This is a genomic window from Paenarthrobacter nicotinovorans (assembly GCF_021919345.1).
In the GTDB taxonomy this organism is placed as follows: Bacteria; Actinomycetota; Actinomycetes; order Actinomycetales; family Micrococcaceae; genus Arthrobacter; species Arthrobacter nicotinovorans.
This window is the reverse complement of record NZ_CP089293.1, coordinates 3994896-4015846: the sequence shown is the minus strand read 5'-3', so window position 1 is coordinate 4015846 and position 20951 is coordinate 3994896. Positions and strand designations below refer to the sequence as shown.

General features: G+C 64.4%; 17 protein-coding genes. 4 read left to right on the top strand and 13 right to left on the bottom strand.

All coding sequences use genetic code 11. The features are described from left to right. Positions 1 to 20: 20 nt before the first annotated feature. The 3 genes from JMY29_RS18610 to JMY29_RS18600 form a co-directional block, all read right to left on the bottom strand. Positions 21 to 1022, bottom strand: coding sequence for an FG-GAP repeat domain-containing protein (locus tag JMY29_RS18610; RefSeq protein ID WP_229778725.1), 1002 nt, complete (start codon positions 1020 to 1022; stop codon positions 21 to 23). Between the two features lie 153 nt (positions 1023 to 1175). Continuing rightward, entirely contained in the window at positions 1176 to 2321 is a 1146-nt protein-coding gene (locus tag JMY29_RS18605; RefSeq protein ID WP_189076913.1) for an FG-GAP repeat domain-containing protein, read from the bottom strand. A 48-nt stretch (positions 2322 to 2369) separates the two neighbouring features. Beyond that, entirely contained in the window at positions 2370 to 3497 is a 1128-nt protein-coding gene (locus JMY29_RS18600) for an FG-GAP repeat domain-containing protein (protein ID WP_229778726.1), read from the bottom strand. A 200-nt stretch (positions 3498 to 3697) separates the two neighbouring features. Between JMY29_RS18600 and JMY29_RS18595 the strand changes: the two genes are divergently transcribed. The 3 genes from JMY29_RS18595 to JMY29_RS18585 all read left to right on the top strand — a co-directional run bounded on the left by JMY29_RS18595 (position 3698) and on the right by JMY29_RS18585 (position 6423). After that, complete coding sequence (locus JMY29_RS18595; protein WP_018780171.1) at positions 3698 to 4306, top strand: TetR/AcrR family transcriptional regulator; 609 nt, start codon at positions 3698 to 3700, stop codon at positions 4304 to 4306. Positions 4307 to 4624: 318 nt separating this feature from the next. Continuing rightward, positions 4625 to 5815 carry an NAD(P)-dependent malic enzyme gene (locus JMY29_RS18590; protein ID WP_039243276.1) on the top strand — a complete coding sequence of 397 codons (1191 nt, stop codon included), beginning with the start codon at positions 4625 to 4627 and terminating at the stop codon, positions 5813 to 5815. Between the two features lie 104 nt (positions 5816 to 5919). Then, on the top strand, positions 5920 to 6423 hold the full coding sequence (locus tag JMY29_RS18585) for a DUF456 domain-containing protein (RefSeq protein ID WP_018780169.1): 504 nt from the start codon (positions 5920 to 5922) through the stop codon (positions 6421 to 6423). 47 nt (positions 6424 to 6470) lie between these two features. Here the strand turns inward: JMY29_RS18585 and JMY29_RS18580 are convergent, their stop codons facing one another. The 3 genes from JMY29_RS18580 to JMY29_RS18570 form a co-directional block, all read right to left on the bottom strand. After that, positions 6471 to 7703 (bottom strand): IS30 family transposase, encoded by a 1233-nt coding sequence (locus JMY29_RS18580; RefSeq protein ID WP_307807990.1) that lies wholly within the window; start codon positions 7701 to 7703, stop codon positions 6471 to 6473. Between the two features lie 87 nt (positions 7704 to 7790). Next, the gene (locus tag JMY29_RS18575) at positions 7791 to 8774 is read right to left on the bottom strand and encodes a polysaccharide deacetylase family protein (RefSeq protein ID WP_189076915.1); all 984 of its coding nucleotides are present in this window, start codon (positions 8772 to 8774) and stop codon (positions 7791 to 7793) included. Next, positions 8771 to 10300: a purine-cytosine permease family protein gene (locus JMY29_RS18570; RefSeq protein WP_018780325.1), complete on the bottom strand. Its 1530-nt coding sequence runs from the start codon at positions 10298 to 10300 to the stop codon at positions 8771 to 8773. Before JMY29_RS18570 ends, JMY29_RS18575 begins: the two co-directional genes overlap by 4 nt. 108 nt (positions 10301 to 10408) lie before the next feature. Here JMY29_RS18570 and JMY29_RS18565 point away from each other — a divergent pair, with 108 nt between their 5' ends. Beyond that, a complete protein-coding gene (locus JMY29_RS18565; protein WP_189076916.1) occupies positions 10409 to 11875 on the top strand; it encodes a PucR family transcriptional regulator in 1467 nt (488 codons plus the stop codon). 92 nt (positions 11876 to 11967) lie between these two features. Here JMY29_RS18565 and purU read toward each other — a convergent pair whose 3' ends face one another. The 7 genes from purU to glyA are packed head-to-tail and all read right to left on the bottom strand — an operon-like array spanning position 11968 to position 20850. Continuing rightward, positions 11968 to 12864 (bottom strand): formyltetrahydrofolate deformylase, encoded by an 897-nt coding sequence (purU, locus tag JMY29_RS18560; RefSeq protein WP_026267513.1) that lies wholly within the window; start codon positions 12862 to 12864, stop codon positions 11968 to 11970. A gap of 2 nt (positions 12865 to 12866) precedes the next feature. Further along, positions 12867 to 14270 (bottom strand): L-serine ammonia-lyase, encoded by a 1404-nt coding sequence (locus JMY29_RS18555; RefSeq protein WP_039243272.1) that lies wholly within the window; start codon positions 14268 to 14270, stop codon positions 12867 to 12869. Then, positions 14270 to 14923, bottom strand: coding sequence for a sarcosine oxidase subunit gamma (locus JMY29_RS18550; protein ID WP_018780321.1), 654 nt, complete (start codon positions 14921 to 14923; stop codon positions 14270 to 14272). Before JMY29_RS18550 ends, JMY29_RS18555 begins: the two co-directional genes overlap by 1 nt. Next, positions 14916 to 17861, bottom strand: a complete 2946-nt coding sequence (locus tag JMY29_RS18545; RefSeq protein WP_189076917.1) for a sarcosine oxidase subunit alpha family protein — start codon at positions 17859 to 17861, stop codon at positions 14916 to 14918. The genes JMY29_RS18550 and JMY29_RS18545 overlap by 8 nt, the downstream gene beginning before the upstream one ends. A 2-nt stretch (positions 17862 to 17863) precedes the next feature. Next, positions 17864 to 18268 carry a sarcosine oxidase subunit delta gene (locus JMY29_RS18540; protein ID WP_018780319.1) on the bottom strand — a complete coding sequence of 135 codons (405 nt, stop codon included), beginning with the start codon at positions 18266 to 18268 and terminating at the stop codon, positions 17864 to 17866. Positions 18269 to 18289: 21 nt separating this feature from the next. Beyond that, the gene (locus tag JMY29_RS18535) at positions 18290 to 19510 is read right to left on the bottom strand and encodes a sarcosine oxidase subunit beta family protein (RefSeq protein ID WP_039243264.1); all 1221 of its coding nucleotides are present in this window, start codon (positions 19508 to 19510) and stop codon (positions 18290 to 18292) included. Then, a complete protein-coding gene (glyA, locus tag JMY29_RS18530) occupies positions 19507 to 20850 on the bottom strand; it encodes a serine hydroxymethyltransferase (protein WP_018780317.1) in 1344 nt (447 codons plus the stop codon). Before glyA ends, JMY29_RS18535 begins: the two co-directional genes overlap by 4 nt. Positions 20851 to 20951 lie beyond the last annotated feature (101 nt).

The following is a 20951-nucleotide window of genomic DNA, read 5'->3' as shown; positions in this document are numbered from 1 at the left end:
CCCAGGAAGTCGAACAGCTCCTAAAAGACGTAGTTCATGACGTTCCAGCCGCTGCCGACTACTGGTTGGCCTTTCCACTTGAAACCGTAGATGCCCCGGGAGCTGAAGCCAGAAGGATCAGCGAGGTACATCGTCAGCTGACCATTGGGGCTGATGCCGTAAACATCGTTGTAGCCATCGCCGTTGAAGTCACCGGCAACCCCAAAACGACTGAGCGCCTCCCAACCCCGCCCAATGACTCCGTCGTAGCCGCTGGGGTGTCCGTATTCAAAGAAGAGTCCGTTGCGCGAAGAGGAACGGACCTGCAGGTCCCCAAACCTGTTGCGGCTCAGGACCACAGCCTCAGGTGTGCCATAGAAATGCCCCGCACCGGCAGAGTCCAAGCCCTCCCAGGCGGAACTGACCTTGCTTGGTGAGAGCCAGCCGCCTCGCCCGTTCCCCGGGTAGAGGAACACGTTGCCTGCTGCATCCTGGGCGAGGATGTCATTGGTGCCGTCGCCGTTTAGGTCGCCGGGTGCGATGAGGTTGACGAAGACCTGCCAGCCTTGACCGATCTGGAAGGCCTGCTTCCAGGCTCCGGCACCATTGCCTTGGTAGAGGAAGAGCCGTCCGTAGCCGTCGCGGCCCATGACGTCCACAGTTCCGTCGCCGTCGAAGTCACCCGGTGACACGAGCAGGTTGTAGATGTGCCAGCCATTGCCGATGACACGCGGAGCCTGCCAATTGCCTCGGCCGTCGGTGGGATAGAGCAGGAGCCGGCCAGCGGCGTCGCGGGCGAACAGATCGAAGGTGCCGTCGCCGTCGAAGCCCTTGGAGCGGGGTGCCGCTTCGATCGGCATGGCATCCGCCGTTTCGAGGCCGGAGATTGTTTGAATGGCGGCGGTTTCGGAGGTCGCTGTTGCTGCGGATGCAGGCAGCGCCGAGGCAAGCAGCCCAGCGGCAACCAGTGGAACAGTGAGAAGCGTGAGCAGTCGTCGAGGACTGCGGCGCGCAGGCGCGCGCAGGGCAGGTTTGAAGCCCAAGGATTCCCCCAAGAAAATAAGGCGGCACGGAGACGGCCGAAAGAGATCAATTGGGATGACACTACCGCCTGCAGCGGCGCCGGGATAGAGGGCCCCGTTTATGACGAAGGCCCCGTCCGGATATCTGCGAACGGGGCCCTCAACGAAGTGAAACTAGAACAGGTCGGTGAACCCGCCCCAACCCCAGCCGACCACAGCGCTTCCGGTCCATCCGGCGGCGCCGTTGCCGTAGTAGGCACGCAATTGACCGGAACTGTCGACGGCGAAGACGTCCAGCTTTCCGTCGGCGTTGATATCGCCTGCGCTGCCGATCTTGCTCATGCCGCCCCAACCCCAGCCGACCACTGCCGTGCCGCTCCAGCCACCCGCGCCGTTCCCGCTGTAGAGCCTGAGGTTCCCGGCGGAGTCGCGGCCCAGGACGTCCACGTTGGTGTCGCCGTCGAAGTCGCCAGGAGTGATGAGTGCATCCAACGCGTTCCAACCCTGGCCGATTACGGTTCGTGGCAGCCAGCCGCCGTGTCCGTCGCCGGGGTAGAGGTAGAGGACGCCGTTGGCGTCGCGGGCCATGATGTCGTTGTTGCCATCGCTGTTGAAATCGCCTGGAGCTACGAGGGAGGTGAAGATATTCCACCCCGTCCCTACTTTGCGGGGACCGTTCCAGCCGCCTGAACCATTGCCGCTGTAGAGGTAGAGGCCACCTGACGAGTCCCGGCCCAGGACGTCGTTGTTGCCATCGCCATCGAAGTCACCCGGAGACAACACGGTGGGGAAGATGTTCCATCCCATGCCTACGGTTCGTGCGGGTTCCCAGGTGTTGTTGGTCCGCGGGTACATGAGAAGGGCGCCGTCGGAGCGTCGGGCGAGCAGCTCGAAGGCACCGCGGCTTGTGAAGCCGTTGGGTCGGTTGGAGGCCGAGATCGGTGCGGTCTCCTCGCTCGCTACCTCCATGTCCTCGCACGGGTAGGCGGCCACGAGGTGCGCGGCGATGGTTTTACCGCGGTCCTCTTCGCCCAGTACGTAGTTGGGCCAGGTGGGGTGGTCTGTGGCGACTTCGCCGTCCCTGGTCCAGTAGATGCGGGTGTCCGGCCCGGCTCCTGCGCCGCACCCCTTGTAGGCGTAGGGATCCCATGTGACGGTGAGCGTGGAACCGACATAGGGCGCACCGGTGATGACCGGCGGTTCAGGATCCATGGTGGCCATGGCGGGTGCGGGCCCAACAATCACGGCAGCGACGATCGCAGCCACTGTTGCGGCAACCGCTCGACGCACGCCAGACCCCAGGCGTGATGGAGCGTACATTGTGTCCTCCCCAGACTTTATGAAGTTAATGGTACAGCGTCCGGGTTTTTAGAAGATTGCTGTGAACCATCCAAAGCCTGCGCCCACGGCCTCGGAACCTTTCCAGCCCGCGCGACCGTCGCTGTAGTACGTCAGCAGGCGGCCCTGCTGGTCCACGCCGTAGACGTCGGGGAGCCCGTCGCCGTTGAAGTCGCCGGCAGCGCCAACGTACTTGAGTGCGTTCCAGCCAACGCCGATCATCCATGAGCGCGACCATCCGCCTGCGCCATTGCCCGTGTAGACGAACAGGTATCCGTTGCTGTCGCGCGCCAGCAGATCCACATTGCCGTCGCCGTTGAAGTCTCCCGGCGTCACCAAAGCGTTCATCACGTTCCAGCCGGTCCCGACGGCGGTGCGCGGCAGCCAGCCTCCCGCGCCATTGCCGGGGTACAGATAGAGGGCGCCGCCAGGCTCCCTGGCAAGGACGTCGTTGTTGCCGTCACCGTTGAAATCGCCCGGGCCGATGATGGAGTCGAAAATGTTCCAGCCGTTGCCGATGGCACGTGCCGGTTTCCAGCCGCCGGCCCCGTCACCGCTGAAGAGGTAGAGGCCGCCCACGGAATCACGGACGATCATGTCGCTCTTGCCGTCGCCGTCGAAGTCCCCAGGGGAGAAAGCCAGGTTGAAGATGTTGAAGCCGTAGCCCACGGTCCGTGCAGCATCCCACCCTGCGCCGTTGCGGCCGTACAGAAGCAGCGATCCGTCAGAGGCCCTGGCAAGCAGCTCGAAGCTCCTGCCGGTGAACCCTGCCGCGCGGTTCACGGCGCCGACAGGCCTGGTCTCGGCGCTGTGCAGGGATTCTCCACCGCAAGCGGTCTTGCTGGCAGTAACGTGCACGGCCATCCTGGAGCCGGTGTCGTCCGCCTCCAGGTTGTAGCTCGACGTCGTCTCCCCGGCCACCAGGAATCCGTCCCGGGTCCAGTAGATCGAGTAGTCGGGGCCTTTGCCGCCACCGCAGCCGTAGAAGGTGTAGGGGCCGATATCTGCGGTCAGCTGTTTGCCCACGAAGGCTTGACCGTTGAGCAGGGGATCGGGTCCGTTGCTGGGCGCTCCCGACGCCGGTAGGGAACCAAGTGCCATGGCCGCCATTGTGGCGGTCAGCAGCGCCGCTGCCATCCGGCGTCGTATTGTCCCCATGCGTTTCCTCCTGCGGGTTTCAAGTCTGCATGAAAGTGTATGCGGGCGGCCCGCTATTTCCGGGAGCGGCGGCCGCCGGGACTCCGGGGGACTCTCAGGGAACGGTCAAGAAGCTCCCGTATCATTGATGCGATCGGCCAGCCGGTGGTCTTCGCGCCGGCCGGCCGCCTCCTTGTCAGCCTGCCAAGAGATCGCCGGAAATGCCCGTAACCAACTCACTGGAACCGTACTCCCTTGACCTGACCACGGGGCTTCCCCGTATGGCTGCCGCGCCCACCACCCCGCGGCAGCAGTTGCGCTATGCCCGCATCCTGAAAACGGCCGCAGGGTTCGCCCAGCGTCAGTTCGATACCTTGAGCCTCTCCGACGTTGCTGCCCGCGCCGATGTCCCGCTTGGAACCCTTTACCGCTATTTCCCCTCCACCTCCCACCTCATGCTCGCCGTCTATAGGCAGCAGCTCAGGGAGCTAATGGAGGGCGTCCACCAGCGCGGCGCCAAGGGTCACGCACTCGCGGGTTTGATGATGGAAATCTTCCATCTCCGGGTGATGCAACCTGGTGTGGAGCACTGCCTGATCCGCCCGGCGGGCAAGGATGACGACACTGCGCAGTTGTTGCGGGAGATCGATGCCCTCTCGGAAGAGGTGGTGGGTTCGCTCAGCAAGGATGCGGGCAAGGACACTGTGAAGGCCAGGATTCTCCTGCACCTGGTCAGCGGCCTGGTCCAGGCCGTACGTTGCCGGAGGTTGTCCCTCTTTGAGGCGGAGAAGGACCTTAAGCGCGCCTGCTCACTCATGACCGGCGAATAGCCACGGCCGAAAGGCCAAGCAAAGTCGGCGGCGAATGACAACAGCCTCCGGTGGTCTAGACCGGGCGGCGGTCAGAATGCGCTTTTTTGTATGTAGTGGGTCACATTTTGGCTAGGTTGAACGTTTTACTCTCGAATCGTCTCTCTTGGTATTGAATCTTGTACCCTCAACGCTTACCTAGGCTGGAACTACCGAAGCGGCTAGCAGCCCCCTATCTGCAGAAGCAACGCCGGACCAGCCACCCTTGGTCCGCCACAGCAGTTCTGTTCCTGCCCGAATCATGCCGTGGGTCCACGGCTAGCCTGAGGAGACAAAGACGTGTCCATCGAGACAATTGCAACTGACAACGACGCCCTGGTACTGACCGAAGAAGAGATCTTCGCAGCCCACGAAGGCGGAAAGCTGACGATTTCCAGCACCGTTCCGCTGAACAACAAGCGTGACCTCTCCATCGCTTACACCCCCGGCGTGGCCCAGGTGAGCCGCGCAATCCACGAGGACCCCAAGCTTGCCCGCACCCACACCTGGGCCGAGCGCCTGGTTGTCGTGGTCAGCGACGGCACCGCAGTGCTGGGCCTTGGCAACATCGGCCCCAGCGCCTCGCTGCCGGTGATGGAGGGCAAGTCCGCCCTCTTCAAGTCCTTCGGCGACCTCGACTCCATCCCTTTGGTACTCAACACCACCAATGTCGACGAAATCATTGAGACCTTGGTCCGTCTCCGCCCCAGCTTCGGCGCCGTGAACCTCGAGGACATTTCCGCTCCGCGCTGCTTCGAACTCGAAGAGCGACTCATCGAAGCCCTCGACTGCCCCGTCATGCACGATGACCAGCACGGCACCGCCGTCGTGGTCCTCGCAGCCCTGACCAACGCAGCCAAGGTGACCCAGCGCGAGCTCAAGGGCCTGAAGGTTGTTGTCTCCGGTGCAGGTGCCGCAGGCATCGCCATCGCCGAGATCCTCCTTGCTGTCGGCATCGAGGACGTGATCCTGCTCGACTCCAAGGGTGTAGTCAACGCCGACCGTGCCGACCTCGTGGCCGATCCCGGCAGCGTCAAGGCCCGCATGGCCCAGCGCACCAACCCCCGCGGTATCAGCGGCGGTCCCGGCGAGGGACTGACGGGCGCCGATGTGTTCGTGGGCGTTTCCTCCTCCAAGCTGGACGAAGAGCACCTGAAGCTGATGAACGACCAGTCGATCGTCTTCGCACTGTCCAACCCGGATCCGGAAGTCCTGCCCGAGGTTGCCCGGAAGTACGCGGCCGTTGTTGCCACGGGCCGCAGCGACTTCCCGAACCAGATCAACAACGTCCTGGCATTCCCCGGCATCTTCCGCGGCGCACTTGATGCCAAGGCCCGCCGGATCACCCCCGCCATGAAGATCGCCGCTGCGAACGCCATCGCTGAGTTGGCAGCCGAGGACCTCTCCGCGGATTACATCGTGCCGAGCCCGCTGGACGCCCGCGTGGCACCGGCAGTCACCGCGGCAGTTGCCGCAGCCGTCACCGAGTAGCGGCCACTGACGCAAGACCGACGACGGCGACGCCTCCCGCGCCAGGGAGCGTCGCCGTCGTTGTCGTTAAAGGCGCATGGATCAGCGGCCCATAGACTTGGGCCATGAACGCCGAACTCATCGTGACCATCCTGTGCGGCCTGGCCATCGCAGTCGGCGTGGCCGGCACCATCATTCCTGTTCTGCCCGGCAGCATCCTCATCGGCGCGAGCCTGCTGGCGTGGGCCATCTGGGGTGGTGCGGGTCCGGTTGGCTGGGTGATTTTCGCCGTCGGGATGGTCTTTGTGGTTGCCGGGATGGCAGCCAGTGCCGTGCTCACGGGGCGCAAACTGAAACAACACGGCATTCCGAGCAGGTCGGTATTGATCGGGGTTGTCCTGGGTGTCGTGGGCATGTTCGTCATTCCCGTGGTGGGCCTCTTTGTGGGCTTCGCGGTAGGCCTTCTCCTCAGCGAGGTCCAGAGGACCCGCAACTTCCAGGCCGCTGTTCGCTCCAGCGGGGCGGCGCTCAAAGCAACGGGGATCGGCATCCTGGTGGAATTCGGCCTCGCCTGTGCAGCCGCGAGCACGTGGATCATCGGAGTGTGGATCAACGCCGTCAACGGTTAAAAGCCGCCGCCGAGTTGGCATTAGGTGACAGTTCCAGGCAGGCGGTTTCAGCTTGCTAGTGCAACACCATCGATTAGTTTGGTCAGTCTTTCAGTTGGGGTGTCCCATTGGAGTGTTTGACGCGGTCGGATGTTGAGCAGGTGCTGGGTGTGGGCGAGTTCTTCGTCGCTGACCTGGTTGAAGTTCGTGCCTTTGGGGTGGATATCGCGGACCAGTCCGTTGGTGTTCTCGTTCGTGCCGCGTTGCCAGGGTGAGTGCGGGTCACAGAAGAACAGCTGGCAGCCGGTCGCTACTGTGAACTTGGCGTGTTGAGCCATTTCCGTGCCTTGGTCCCAGGTGATCGTTTTAAGGATCGCCTGGGGCAGGGTGTGGATCATTTTCTGCATGACCTCGATGACCGTCGCGCTGTCCCTGGCTCCCGGCAGCCGGCCCAGCAAAGTGAACCGTGAGGAGCGCTCGACCAAGGTGACGATCCCGGAGTTACCGGGACCCACGACCAAATCACCTTCCCAATGGCCGGGCACGGCCCGGTCCTGGACTTCGGCGGGCCGGTCGCTCAGCCGGGCCCCTTCAAGCCAGGGCCTTACGTTCCTGGCAGGCAGCTTTGATTGGGGCTTACGACCGGTCCGGCCCGAACGTAGGGCCTTCTCCACGGCAAGTTCATGCCGCAAGGCACCCCGGCCCTGCACGTAAAGGGCTTGGTAAATTGACTCGTGGGACACGTGCATCTCCGGCTGCTCGGGGAACGTCTTCTTCAGGTCCGCAGCGCTCTGTTGAGGTGAGAAACGCTGGTTCAAGCGTGCCACGACCTCCTTCCACACCGCCGTTCCCGCAGAGAGCTTCACGGGCCGGTTCCGTCTACGGCGGACCAGTGCCCGGTGTTGGGCAACCCCGGCGTCGTAATAGCGCCGGGCCCAATGCTCGATACTGTGTCGGCGGATCTCCCGGGACACCGTTGATGGATGCACGCCCAACTCCTTGGCGATCTGTCGCATGGAACGCGGCTCCGGCAAGCCCAGACAGGCCTTGATATAAGCCCGGTCCTCCAAAGTCAGCCGCCGGTACCTTCGCTCCTTATCCCGCGAAAGCCCCTCCGAAGCCATCGGAAGACGCACGCCACCACCAGGGCCGGAGATAAGTTCCATGCCCGCTAGTTTCGCCCAATGCGACACCGCTTGCCGGGACACCCCAGCCGCGGCAGCACTTCGTCCCGTGTCCTCACCCGCCAGCAAGTGCTCATACGCACACGCACGAACCGACCACGGCAACTTCTTGACCATGACACCCCTCCAACTCCAGGGGTGTTGCACTAGCCACCTGAAGACGCCGCTTCAACATCGTCATCTTTTGCCAACTCGGCGATGTTTTTAGCGGAGGGTGGGCGCTCCGGCGGGCGCTCCGGTGGGCACTCCGGTGGGCACCTTGATTTCCGCCGGACGGAACGTTGCTCCCGCGCCCGGGAACAGTGGGATATCGATCCGGGCGTGCGAGTGGACTTCCCGGATTGTGTCCTTGGTGTGCCGGGCAATCTCGGCCAAGGTGGTGACCCACATGCCGTCCAGGCCCTTGACCCGTTCGATCAGCCGTTCCAAGGCCACGGCGCGGGATGGCCGGCCGGAGATGAACGGGTGATTGGTGAGGACGAAGCAGCTGCCCTGGGAGTGGTGGGCCTCGGCCTCCAAGGTCCACATCTCAAGTGCCTTGGCCGGGCTCTCAATGACGCCACTGCCTGTGACTCCAGGGTAGAAACCGTATTGCTCCCAGTCGTCCAGTGCCCAATCCACGGGGATTTCCACGATGTCCCGCGGGTCGTCCTCGGCGACGGCCATCCGGTAGGGGGCGTCGCCGTCGAGCAGGCTTGAATCGTAGAGGAAGCCACGGTCCGCGAGCAGGGCCGGTGATTGCCAGTTCAACTCCCACCAAGGTGCCCGGTAGCCCACCGGACGGATGCCGGCCACGTTGGCGAGTGCCTCGAGGCCGCGATCCAGGTAGCTGGCTTCGGTGGCGGCATCAATGCCCTGCATTGGTTCGTGCAGATAGCCGTGATGGGCGATTTCGTGCCCGGCATCAGCGATCCTGCGCACCACGTCAGGGTAGCTCTCTGCCGTGAACCCCGGGATGAAGAACGTACCTTGGATGTCCTGTCGATCCAGGATCTGCAGCAATCGGGGAACAGCTATCTTTGGCCCATAAGACTGGTGGCTCATGAGGGACATGCGCCGCGTGCTGGAGGGGTCATGGGCGATGGTGCAGGACTCGGCATCGACGTCGAAGGTGAAGGACGCCGCGGCCTGGAAGCCCTCGGGCCACATGATCGGGTGGAGCGCATCAGCGAAGGCGGGCTGGTTCATGCTGTGGTCCTTTCGGGAACTGAAGGTGCGGCTGGCTGTGTCACTGATACGTGGTTCGAGTCCGCGAGGAGGTACTTTTTGTGTGCGCGGGGGCCCAGGATCGCGTAGGCAGCGGCGCTGGTGAGCCCGCCGGCCAGCCACGAAAGGTCCCAACCGCCCAAGGCGACGGCGATGGGGCCCTGCATGGCGGGAACCAGGCCGTACATGAACAGCCACGTGGAGAAGATGCCCACCAGGAGGGATACGATTCCGGCCCAGTTGATGACGGGAAGCCGGTGGGTGCCGACGCCGTCGAAGAGCCGATCCACCTTCGCCGGCCAGCGCTTCTCAAGCCAGAAGTAGTGCACCAGCATGACTCCGCCCCAAGCGGCAACCCAGGCGACCAGGCCGATCAGCCAGGCGTCGAGCACTGCTGCGAAGTCCTCCTGGAAGATGAAGAACACGACGGCGATGAGCGAGAAGACGCCCACGAACAAGTTCAGCTTGCGGCGGCTGATGTTGATGTCCAAGGCCTGGGTGGCAACGGAGAAGGTGTAGATGTTCAGGATGTTGGTAGCGATGGGGCCGTGCAGCACCATGAGCAGTACGGGGAGGGCAAGGACTCCGAAGTTTTGGACAATCAGCTTGCCGGGATCGATCTCGCCGCTGTTGGTGGCCAAGCTTGCGCCGAGGATGCCCAGCCAGACTACGGGGATGAACTGGCCGAGGACCGAGGCCAGGTAGAGCTTGCGCTTGGGAACCGAGGTGCTGACGAAGCGGGAGTAGTCGGCGGCGTAGGTGAACCAGGTGATGCCCCAGCCGATACCGATGGCGGTCATGACTGCGCTCATGGCGGCGATCCGCTCTGAGCCTTCGAGGATGTTGCCGGCCGGTCCTGCGTAGCCCCAGTCGATCTTCATGCCGAACCAGGCCACGGCGGACATCACGGCCAGGATGATGATGGTGGGCGGAACCGTCCACTTCTCAAAGGCCGCGATGGCTTTGTAGCCGAACCAGGCGATGGCGACCTGCGCGGCCATGATGGCCGTGGCGACGCCGATCTTCCAGGCGTAGTTCTGTGCGTTGGGATCCACCCAGCCGAGGGTTCCGAAGAGCGCCATGACCAGGTCCAGGATGATCCAGGTGTTGACGGCGCACCACCCGATGACCAGAAGTGCCTGGATCGCTGCCGGCAGGTAGTTGCCACGGCGGCCAAAAGCCGCCCGGGCCAGAACCATTCCTGTGGCGCCGGTCTTTTGTCCAAGGAGGACGAAGCATCCGAATAAGAGCATGCCGATCAGGTTTCCCAGGACCAGGACTATCACGGTGTCTGCGAAGCCGAGGCCCAGATGGATGCCCAGTGCACCCAGCACCCAGTTGATAGGGGCAAGGTTGGCGCCGGCCCAGATCCAGAACTGTCCGGAAACCTTGCGGGTGCGGTCTGATTCGGGGATGGGTTGGAGCCAGGCTTCGCTGTCATGGGCCGGCGCCGTTGCTGGCCCTGACTGCGCTGAAGGTGAAGGCGAAGGGGAGAGGTTGTCTTGCATGGGGAGAGCCTCCGTGTGTGAAAGGGACCCTTTCAGCGTATGTGCGCCACATCACAGCAACAAGATACGATGTGTCTAAACAAATCACCCCAAACCGTACGGAGTGTCATGCCAATTCTGCTGGGCGCGGCTCTGGAGTACCAAAGCCTCAGATCTGCCGAACCGAAGCTGCTCAATGACGTGCCGGAGGCGCTGTCCCGGCCTGTCCGATGGGTGCACTCCAGCGAGGTCCTGGACATCGCGCCGCTCCTCAGCGGCGGCGAACTGCTCCTCAGTGGTGGGCAGGCGCTCGCCGGCGTGACGGCAGAACGGCAGGCTGACTATGTCCGCGACCTCGCGGCCCGGGGAGTCGCTGCACTGGCCCTCGAGACGGGTCCGGCCCTGCCCGAAGTGCCTGCGGCCATGTTGGAGGTCGCCGAGGCTGCCGGATTGCCAGTCATCGAGCTCCGTCAGGTAGTCCCGTTCGTCGGCGTGATGCAGGAAATCAATTCGCTGCTGGTGAGTGAATCCGTAGAGCACCTCCAGCGCGGTGACCAGGCAAGCCATGCCATGGCCGCCGAACTTGCCCACGGCGGCGGACTCGATCAACTCCTCGCTGTGTTGGCCGAAAGGACAGGCGCCAGCGCCAGGCTGGTCTCGCCGTCGGGCCTCACGCTCGGGGCGGCCGGCGGCACCTTTTCGTCCGACGACGACGGCAGCGTCACCGTGGTGGACGTGCCGGTGCGGGGCGTCCTTGCCGCTCGGCTCGAGGTGAAAATGCCCGACGGCGGCGATGCCGGCCTCGCGCGCGTGGCCGGCGAACGGTCCGTGGACATCCTTGGCCTGGCGCTGCTGCAGCGCATGCCTCCGGGATTGAAGGAACTGGCAGGCATCGAGCTCATGCGGGCCATCAATTCCGGAAGCCAGGAGTGGCAGCTGCAACAGCTTGGACCGGCGTCAGGCTTCCCCGTGGATGGTGCAGTGGCCGCCGTCGTGATTCGATCCACCAGCGCGGGACATCTGCGTCCGGCCGTTGACGCGCTGCTCCGCGGCTGCGTCCCGCACAGTGCGAGCTACGCCAATAACGCGGAGCTGATCGCGCTCGCCTCCCTGGGCGGGAGTGCCACCCGGCAGGTGTTGCTGGAAGCGCTGCGGGCACTCGACGTGCCATCAGGGTCCGTGGTGGCTGTGGGCCCGACGGGCAGGGGTATTTCCGAAGCGCCGTGGTCATTGGCTGAAGCACGGAGAGCCTTCGACCTCGATACGACTGGACGCGGAGTGGTGGATGCAGACATCCTCGCCGTTGAACTCCTGGCTGGCGAATCCCTGGACCCGGCCACCCGCGAGGGGTTTGTGCAGCGGCAGTTGGGTGCCGTCGTCGAGCATGACCGCCTGAAGAAGTCCGAACTGATGCGGACCTTGGCTGTCTGGTTGGATACGGGCTGCAACACGGCCCAGGCCGCCCGGGAATTGCACCTGGAGCGGCAGTCCTTGCACCACCGTCTTCAGCGGATCTTTGAGCTGTGCGGAGGAGATCCCCGGGGATCGGGGCGGCTTGCAGCGTTGCATTTGGCTACCCGGTTGGAGCGGCTGTAGCTCCTTAAACACCAATTCGCGGGTCCACTGACCACTTCGCCGTTGCGGAACGGCGAACGTGCAGCGGACCCGCGATCTCGGCGCAGCTTGGCTTACTTCAACACAATCGTCCTGTTCCCATTGAGGATGATCCGCCCTTCGCAGTGCCAACGAACGGCGTTGCTGAGGGCCTTGCATTCGGTGTCCCGACCGGCGGCTACGAGATCGTCCGGCCCGAACGTGTGGTCCACCTCCACTACCTGCTGGGCGATGATGGGTCCTTCATCCAGCTCGCCGTTCACGTAATGGGCGGTGGCACCCACGGTTTTCACGCCACGCGCGTATGCCTGGTGGTAGGGCTTGGCGCCCTTGAAGCTCGGCAGGAACGAGTGGTGGATGTTGATCGCCCGGCCGTCAAGCTTCCGGGCGAGGTCGTCGCTGAGGACCTGCATGTAGCGGGCCAGCACAATGAGTTCCACGTCGAGTTCGTCGATGATTTCCAGCAGGCGCCCCTCGGCAGCGGGCTTGGTGGCGGCCGTGACCGGAACGTGGAAGAACGGGATTCCGTGCCACTCGGCCAGACCCTGGTGGTCGGTGTGGTTTGAAACAACGCCCACCACGTCGATGGGCAGCTCACCGATCCGCGCCCTGAACAGGAGGTCGTTCAGGCAGTGCCCGAATTTGGAGACCATGATCAAAACCCGGCGCTTGGAACCCTGGCGCTCAAGCTGCCAGTTCATGGAGTATTTTTCTCCCACCGGGCAGAAAGCGGTACGCAGGGTGTCCAGCGTGGACTCGTCTCCGGAGGATGCGAAGTGCACCCGCATGAAGAAGTGGCCCTCGGCGCGATCACCGAACTGCTTGTTGTCGATGATGTCGCAGCCATTTTCCAGCAGGAAGCTTGATACCGCGTGGACGATCCCGGGTCCTTCGGGGCAGTCCAAGGTGAGGACGTGTTCAACGGTGGTCTCGGAAGAAACAGCGGCGGTTTCGGTTTGGATGGCAGTCATGGTCAGCACTCCACTACGTTGACGGCGAGGCCTCCACGGGAGGTCTCTTTGTACTTGGATTTCATGTCCGCGCCTGTCTCGCGCATGGTCTTGATGGCCTTGTCCAGCGATACCTTGTGGCTGCCGTCGCCATGCAGGGCAAGGCGGGCGGCGTTGATTGCCTTGACGCTGGCAATCGCGTTGCGTTCGATGCAGGGGATCTGCACCAGTCCGCCCACGGGGTCGCAGGTGAGGCCCAGGTTGTGCTCAATGCCCACTTCAGCGGCGTTTTCAACCTGCTCCGGTGTTCCGCCGAGGACTTCGCAGAGCCCGGCAGCAGCCATGGAGCAGGCAGAACCCACCTCGCCTTGGCAGCCCACTTCGGCGCCGGAAATGGATGCGTTGATTTTGAACAGGATCCCGACGGCGGCCGCCGCGAGCAGGAAGCGCACGACACCGTCGTCGTTCGCTCCCGGAACAAACTTTGTGTAATAGTGCAGCACCGCAGGCACAATGCCGGCCGCGCCGTTGGTGGGGGCGGTGACAATCCTGCCGCCCGCGGCGTTCTCCTCATTCACGGCCAGGGCGAACAGGTTCACCCATTCCATGGCGAGGAGGGGGTCCGAGGGATTGGATGCAGCCCCGTCGGCCTTGTTTGCGGCGTCGGTGGCCGCGAGCGTCTTGAACAACGACGGCGCCCGTCGCCTGACCTTCAAGCCTCCAGGCAGGATGCCCTCGGCGGAGCAGCCGTTGTCCACGCATTCCTGCATGACGGCCCAGATTCCCAGCAGCTTGTCGCGGAGTTCTTCCTCTGAGCGCCACACGAGCTCGTTGGCCAGCATGATGTCGGAGATGGACTTGCCTTCGCGCACGCAGATGGCCAGCAGTTCATCAGCGGTGGTGAAGGGGTACGGAAGCACGGTGTCGTCCGCTACGACTTTGTCGGCCCCGGAGGCGTCCCCGTCCACCACGAAGCCGCCGCCGATGGAGTAGTAGCTGCGCTCACGCAACACTGCCCCGGTGTGGTCAAGTGCGCGGAACGTCATGCCGTTGGGGTGGGCCGGAAGCGACTTACGGCGGTGCAGGACCACGTCCTCGTCCCAGTTGAAATCCACCCGGTGGTTCCCGCCCAGGCGCAGTTCGGCGTCGAGCGCGGCGGCGGCAACCTGGTCGTCAGCCGTGGCAGTGTCCACAGTTTCGGGGGAGTGGCCTTGCAGCCCAAGCACCACGGCCTTGTCGGAACCGTGGCCCCGGCCGGTGGCGCCCAGGGAGCCGAAAAGCTCAGCTTGGACGCGCACCGTGGCCGGGAGCTGGCCGGATGATTCAAGACCATCCGTGAACTGCTTCGCCGCACGCATCGGGCCCACCGTGTGTGACGATGACGGCCCGATGCCCACAGAAAACAGATCAAGCACACTCAGTGCCATTACGGGACCTCAGGAGAAGCGTATTCACGCATGGCATCCAGGAGCCAACGTCCCAGGAAATCGGCAAAGGACGCCCGGGGAAAGATCCGGTAGCTCTCATCCGAGGTCTTCCAGAGCATCACCGGAATGTGGGCAAGCTCGGTGGAGACAGCCGTGCCGGCCTTGAACACCCGGGGGTGCAGGTCCAGCGAGCACGTCTTCTCCAGCACTGCGCGGGCATGGCTGCCGGTGAGCTCAAACGTGGTGCGGTTGGCGGACAGATCCACCACCTGGCCGGCGTCGCTTCCCAGGGCCGTGGTCAGGTCGCTGACCAGGGAGCCGCCGAGGGAGTCGTGGGCTTCTTCCGGTGCGACCACCAGGAACTCGGTGGGCCCGAGCCACAAGGTGTTGACGGAACCCTTGTCCGCAACGGCGGCGACCGTCACCTCACCGCAAGCGGCGGGCAAGCCGCCGGTCACGGACGCAACGCGGGCACCGGCGTCGGACGTCCGGTCAACCCGGATCCCCACCATGGCCTGGTACGGGATTTCGGTGAGCGTCACCGTGCCCGGCACGGAGCCGGAGGTGAAGGCGTCAGCCAAGTGCTCGGCGGGGCTGCGGCGGGCGCCCCGTACGCGGTTGACGGTTTCTGATGGTGTTGCTGTTTCAGCCATCTTTGCGGGTCCCTTCAGCATCGAAAAGTACGGTTTCGCTAACAACCACGTCCACCAATTGGTCTCCCAGCGAGGCCACGAGGGTCTCGCCGATGCGGTTGCGGCCGTTCTGGATGAGCGCCAGGGCGAAGGAGCGGCCCAGGGCGGCGCTATGGTAGCTGGACGTCACGAAGCCTTCCATGGGGACAGGTCCGTTTGCCGGGTTGACCGGGATGCCCTTCTCCACCAGCTGCGTGCCTTCGGGCAACCGCAGCGCGTGGTCCACAGGGAGGACGCTCACCAGGTGTTTGCGGTCCTCGCGGCTGGCGTCTTCCCGGAGGTAGGAACGCTTGCCGATGAAGTCCTTGGCCTTGGAAACGATCCAGTCCATGCCGGCGTCCTGCGGGGTGACCGTGCCGTCGGTGTCCTGCCCGACGATCGGGTAGCCCTTCTCGGCGCGGAGCACGTGCATGGTTTCGGTGCCGTACGGGGTGATGTTGAACTCTGCACCTGCGGCAGCGACTGCTTCCCAGGTGTTGAGTCCGTACCAGGAGGGCACGTTGATTTCGTAGGCCAGTTCGCCGGAGAAGGAGATGCGGCAAACGCGTGCCTGCACTCCTGAGGCCAGCGTGGTCTCGCGGAAGGTCATGAACGGGAAGGCCTCAGCATCGAGGCCGCCATCCGCGGCCAGCTGCGGTGCAACCTTGGCGAGCACGGCGCGGGACTTCGGGCCGACGACGGCGATGGTGCTCCACTGCTCCGTGACGGAGGTGAAAACAACGTCAAGGTCCGGCCATTCAGTCTGGTGCCATTCCTCCAGCCAGTCGAGGACCTTCGCTGCGCCGCCCGTGGTGGTGGTCATGAAGTAGCGGTCATCGTCCAGGCGGAGGGTCACGCCGTCATCGAAGATCATGCCGTCGAGGGTGCACATGACGCCGTAGCGGGCCGAACCCGGGGCCAGCTTCTTGAACGCGTTGGTGTAGACGCGGTTCAGGAATTCGCCCGCGTCCTTGCCGCGGATCTCGATCTTGCCCAGCGTGGTGGCGTCCATGAACCCCACGGAATCGCGGACCGCCGCGCATTCGCGCAAGACTGCCGTATCCATGTCTTCACTGCCCTGCGGGTAGTACCAGGGGCGCTTCCACTGTCCAACGTCTTCGAACAGGGCGCCCTGGGCAACGTGCCAGGGGTGGATGGACGTGACCCGGGCGGGGTCGAAGAGCTCGCCGCGCTGGCGTCCGGCCAGGGCTGCGAAAGCCACGGGCGTGAACGGCGCACGATAGGCGGTGGTGCCGATTTCGCCGACTCCCGGAACGCTCTCCGCGCCGCCGAACTTCAACGCGGCGGCGATGACGCCGATTGCGTTGACGCCGGAGGTCTTGCCCTGATCGTTGGCGGTGCTGATGGACGTGTACCGCTTCACGTGCTCCACCGAGCGCATGCCGGCACCGGTGGAGCGGAGGACGTCCGCCACGGACTGGTCGCGCTGGAAATCGACGAAGTGGTGGTGCCATTCGCCGGGCTCACCGGACTGGCCGGGAACCAGCCACAGCTGGCGGCTCGGTGCGCTTGCCACAGGGGCCTGCAGTTCCACCGGGGTGGTTGCGGATTCGAAACCGGCGGCAATGGATGCTGCTGCTCCGGCCGAGATTCCTTCAGCCAGGCAATCCTGCAATTCGTAGCTGCCACGTCCTGCGCCGACAACCTGCTGGTCACGGACCGGGGCTGCGGGGATGAAGGCGGCAAGTTCGTCGTCCCAGCGCAGCTTGCCCTGGCGCTGGCTGTGGAGGTGGACCACCGGGCTCCAGCCGCCGGAAACGGCGAGCAGATCGGCAGCCAACTGTTCGACGCCCGAGGTGAGTTCGCCGTCGTCGTTGATGCTCCGGACGGTGACGCCGTTCAGGCGGCCGTTCTCATCCGCGGACGTGTCGGCCACGGCGCTGCCGATGAGGACCCGGATACCGGACTCGACGGCGGCGGCTGCTTTCGCGCTGATCTGCGGACGGGCGTCGACGACGGCGGCAACCGCCACGCCTGCTGCCTTCAGGTCCGCGGCGAGTGCGTAAGCGGAGTCGTTGGTGGTGCTGATGACGACGCGCGAACCGGCGGCCACAGCGTAGCGGTTCAGGTAGGTGCGGGCAGCAGAGGCGAGCATGATGCCGGGGCGGTCGTTGTTCTCGAAGACCAACGGACGCTCGTGGGCACCGGGGGCCAGGACAACCTGCTTGGCACGGATGTGCCAAATACGCTGGCGGGAGACGCCTGATGCGGCCGGGACGCTCAGGTGGTCCGTGCGGTTCTGGGCCGCGATGAAGTAGTTGGAGTCGTAGGAGCCGAAGGCGGTGGTGCGGTTCAGCACCGTGCACTCTGCTGCCGAAACCAGTTCAGCTTCAACATCGGCAACCCATTCGAGGGCCGGCTTGCCTTCGATCTGCTCGGCAAGCTCTGGCGTGGTGGAACCGGAGAGCAGCGAGCCCCCGAGTTCGGGCTGGTCGTCGATCAGGATGACGCGGGCGCCGGTGCGGACAGCCTCGCGGGCTGCTGCCAATCCGGCGATACCGCCGCCGACCACCAGGACATCCGTGTGGACGTACTTCTTGTCGTACTCGGCCTTGTCCTCGTTGGGGTCAAGTTTGCCCAGGCCGGAAAGGAGTTCGATGTTCATACCGTCCACCAGCGAAACCGCGGTGGCAGGGAGCATGGATTCGGCAACGTGGCCGGGGAAGCGCGGAGCGATCTTCACCAGGGCGTTGGACTCTTCCACGCCGGCGGCCATGATGCCGCGGGGGCGGTCCTCGTAAAGGGAGTTGCCTGCATTGATGTGGCCGTTGGCCAGCAGCGCGGAGGCGATGGTGTCACCCGGGTGGCCGGTGAATTCCCGGCCGTCCACGGTGAAGCGCCAAGCGATGCTGCGATCGATGCGTCCGCCGGTGGCGAGGCGTGCGTTCTTGCTGGTCACTTTCAGACTCCTTCCGAGGTGGTGGGGGCGGTGGCTGTGCCGGGGGCGAGGCCTGGTTCGCCGGCCTGGCCGTAAGCGCCGCTCTGGGTGAATTCGCCTGGCTTCTCCGGTGCGGCCTTGGGGCTCGACGCGGTGATATCGGGTCGGGGTTGGCCCATTGCGTAGATGGAGTGGATTTCGTAGCTCACGGTGTCGCGGAGCATGTTGAACCACTGCCGGCAGCCCGTGCTGTGCACCCAGCGTTCAGCGAAAGTGCCCTTGGTGTTCTCGCGGTAGAACAGGTACTCGGCCCATTCGCGGTCGCTGAGGTCGTTCGGGTTTTCGGGGTAGGCGATGTGCGCCTGGCCGCCGTAATGGAATTCGGTTTCATCGCGTGGCCCGCAGTTGGGGCATGAAATGAGGAGCATGTCTTTCCTGTCCTGTCCTGGCTAGTGGGCCACGGCTGCTGCGCCGTGTTCGTCGATGAGTGCACCGGTCTCGAAGCGTTCCAGCGCGAAAGGCTTGTTCAGCTGGTGCGGAGCACCCGTGGCGATGGTGTGGGCGAAAGTCAGGCCGGCAGCAGGGGTTCCCTTGAAGCCACCGGTTCCCCAGCCACAGTTGACGAACATGTTCTCTACCGGGGTGAGCCCGACGATCGGCGAAGCATCCAGTGTGGTGTCCACAATTCCGCCCCAGGTGCGGAGCACATGGGCCCGGGCGAAGATCGGGAAGAGCTCAACAGCTGCTGCCATCTGCTCCTCGATCACGTGGAACGAGCCGCGCTGGCCGTAGCCGTTGTAGGAGTCGACGCCGGCGCCCATCACCAGTTCGCCCTTGTGGGCCTGGGAGACGTAGACGTGGACGTGGTTGGACATGACCACCGTGGGGTGGACAGGCTCGTGCAGTTCCGACACCAGGGCCTGCAACGGGTGCGACTGGATCGGCAGGCGGAAACCGGCCATTTCGGCCAGCACGGAGCTGTGGCCGGCAGCGCAGAGGCCCACCTTTTCGGTGTTGATGGTGCCGCGCGTGGTCTGGACACCGGTGACCTTGTTGCCGTCCTTGATGAAGCCGGTGACTTCGCAGTTCTGGATGATGTCCACACCGAGTTCATCGCACTTCCGGGCGAAGGCCCAGGCGACGTGGTCGTGCTTCGCGATGCCTGCACGCGGCTGGTACGTGGCGCCCATGACCGGGTAGCGGATGTTGTCGCTGGTGTTAAGGATGGGGCAGAGTTCCTTGACCTGGTCCGGTTCAAGCCACTCGGCGTCCACGCCGTTGAGCCGGTTGGCACCCACGCGGCGCATGCTCTCGCGGACATCGCCCAAAGTGTGGGCGAGGTTCATGACGCCGCGCTGGCTGAACAGGAAGTCGTACTCCAGCTCTTCGGGCAGGATTTCCCAGAGCTTGAGGGCGTGCTCGTAGATGGCAGCGCTCTCGTCCCAGAGGTAGTTGGAACGGATGATCGTGGTGTTGCGGGCCATGTTGCCACCGGCCAGCCAGCCCTTTTCCAGGATGGCGATGTTGGTCATGCCGTGGTTCTTGGCCAGGAAGTACGCGGTGGCCAAGCCGTGTCCACCGCCGCCTACGATCACGGCGTCGTAGCTCTTCTTCGGATCCGGGTTGCGCCAGAGGAAGTCCGGGTGCTCGGGGAGGTGGTCTGCACTCACTGGGCTGCTCCAATCAGTTCTGCTTCGGTTCCGGCGCCGTTTCCGGCCGTGGAAAGGTTGGGGTAGAGGGGCAGCTTGTCTGCCAGTGCGGTCACGCGGTTGCGCAGTTCGACGGCGGTCGCGTCGTCCAGGGTGCCGGTCGCCGCTGCGGCGATCAACGCCGTTGCAATAATGTCCGAGACCTCCGTGAACTCTTCGGCTCCGAAGCCGCGGGCCGCGAGTGCCGGGGTGCCGATGCGGAGTCCGGAGGAGACCATCGGCGGGCGGGGGTCGAACGGGACGGCGTTGCGGTTGACCGTGATGCCGATCCGGTGGAGGGTGTCCTCGGCCTGCTGTCCGTTGAGTTCGGAGTTGCGGAGGTCGGCGAGGACCAGGTGAACATCGGTTCCGCCGCTGACGACGGAGATACCGGCCGCGGCGACGTCGTCCTGGAGGAGGCGCTGGGCCAGGATCTTGGAGCCTTCCAGCACGCGGGCCTGGCGCTCCTGGAATTCCGGTTCCGCAGCCATCTTGAAGGCCACAGCCTTGGCGGCGATGACGTGTTCCAGCGGGCCGCCCTGCTGGCCCGGGAAGACAGCCGAGTTGACCTTCTTGGCGATGTCGGCGTCGTTGGTCAGGATCACGCCGCCGCGCGGGCCGCCGAGGGTCTTGTGCGTGGTGCTGGTGACGATGTGCGCGTGCGGCACGGGGCTCGGGTGGAGCCCGGCTGCCACCAGGCCGGCGAAGTGGGCCATGTCCACCATGAGGTACGCGCCCACCAGGTCCGCGATGCGGCGGAACTCGGCGAAGTCGACGTGGCGGGAGTAGGCGGACCAGCCGGCGACGATGAGCTGGGGCTTGTTCTCAAGCGCGAGGCGCTCAACCTCTGCCATGTCGATGGTGTGGGTGTCCTCGCGGACGCCGTACGGGACCACGTTGTAGAGCTTGCCGGAGAAGTTGATGCGCATGCCGTGGGTCAGGTGGCCGCCGTGGGCGAGGTTCAGGCCCATGATGGTGTCGCCTGCGTTGATCAGGGCGTGCATTGCCGAAGCGTTGGCCTGCGCGCCGGAGTGCGGCTGGACATTGGCGAATCCGGCGCCAAAGAGGGACTTCAGGCGGTCGATGGCAAGCTGTTCGATCACATCAACGTGTTCGCAGCCGCCGTAGTAGCGCTTGCCCGGGTAGCCTTCGGCGTACTTGTTGGTCAGCACTGAGCCCTGGGCTTCCATGACAGCCGTAGGGGCGAAGTTTTCAGAGGCGATCATTTCCAGCGTGGACTGCTGGCGGATGAGTTCCTGGGCGATCGCCTGATCAACCTCCGGGTCCGCCTGTGCGAGCGGGCGGATCAGGGGTTCAACCATGGTGTTCTCCTTTGACGATTGTCTAGTGGCCGACTGTTGGGCAACTGATATATTAGAACTGTTGCCATAGTATGTTGAAGATCACATGGTCGTCAACAGGT

What these genes read in the sequence shown, in the direction of transcription:
- JMY29_RS18575 (WP_189076915.1), bottom strand. Translation starts at nt 8,774, where the DNA reads ATGAACCAGCCCGCCTTCGCTGATGCGCTCCACCCGATCATGTGGCCC.
- JMY29_RS18600 (WP_229778726.1), bottom strand. Translation starts at nt 3,497, where the DNA reads ATGGGGACAATACGACGCCGGATGGCAGCGGCGCTGCTGACCGCCACA.
- JMY29_RS18595 (WP_018780171.1), top strand. Translation starts at nt 3,698, where the DNA reads ATGCCCGTAACCAACTCACTGGAACCGTACTCCCTTGACCTGACCACG.
- JMY29_RS18570 (WP_018780325.1), bottom strand. Translation starts at nt 10,300, where the DNA reads ATGCAAGACAACCTCTCCCCTTCGCCTTCACCTTCAGCGCAGTCAGGG.
- JMY29_RS18550 (WP_018780321.1), bottom strand. Translation starts at nt 14,923, where the DNA reads ATGGCTGAAACAGCAACACCATCAGAAACCGTCAACCGCGTACGGGGC.
- JMY29_RS18540 (WP_018780319.1), bottom strand. Translation starts at nt 18,268, where the DNA reads ATGCTCCTCATTTCATGCCCCAACTGCGGGCCACGCGATGAAACCGAA.
- glyA (WP_018780317.1), bottom strand. Translation starts at nt 20,850, where the DNA reads ATGGTTGAACCCCTGATCCGCCCGCTCGCACAGGCGGACCCGGAGGTT.
- JMY29_RS18565 (WP_189076916.1), top strand. Translation starts at nt 10,409, where the DNA reads ATGCCAATTCTGCTGGGCGCGGCTCTGGAGTACCAAAGCCTCAGATCT.
- JMY29_RS18585 (WP_018780169.1), top strand. Translation starts at nt 5,920, where the DNA reads ATGAACGCCGAACTCATCGTGACCATCCTGTGCGGCCTGGCCATCGCA.
- JMY29_RS18580 (WP_307807990.1), bottom strand. Translation starts at nt 7,703, where the DNA reads ATGGTCAAGAAGTTGCCGTGGTCGGTTCGTGCGTGTGCGTATGAGCAC.
- purU (WP_026267513.1), bottom strand. Translation starts at nt 12,864, where the DNA reads ATGACTGCCATCCAAACCGAAACCGCCGCTGTTTCTTCCGAGACCACC.
- JMY29_RS18605 (WP_189076913.1), bottom strand. Translation starts at nt 2,321, where the DNA reads ATGTACGCTCCATCACGCCTGGGGTCTGGCGTGCGTCGAGCGGTTGCC.
- JMY29_RS18555 (WP_039243272.1), bottom strand. Translation starts at nt 14,270, where the DNA reads ATGGCACTGAGTGTGCTTGATCTGTTTTCTGTGGGCATCGGGCCGTCA.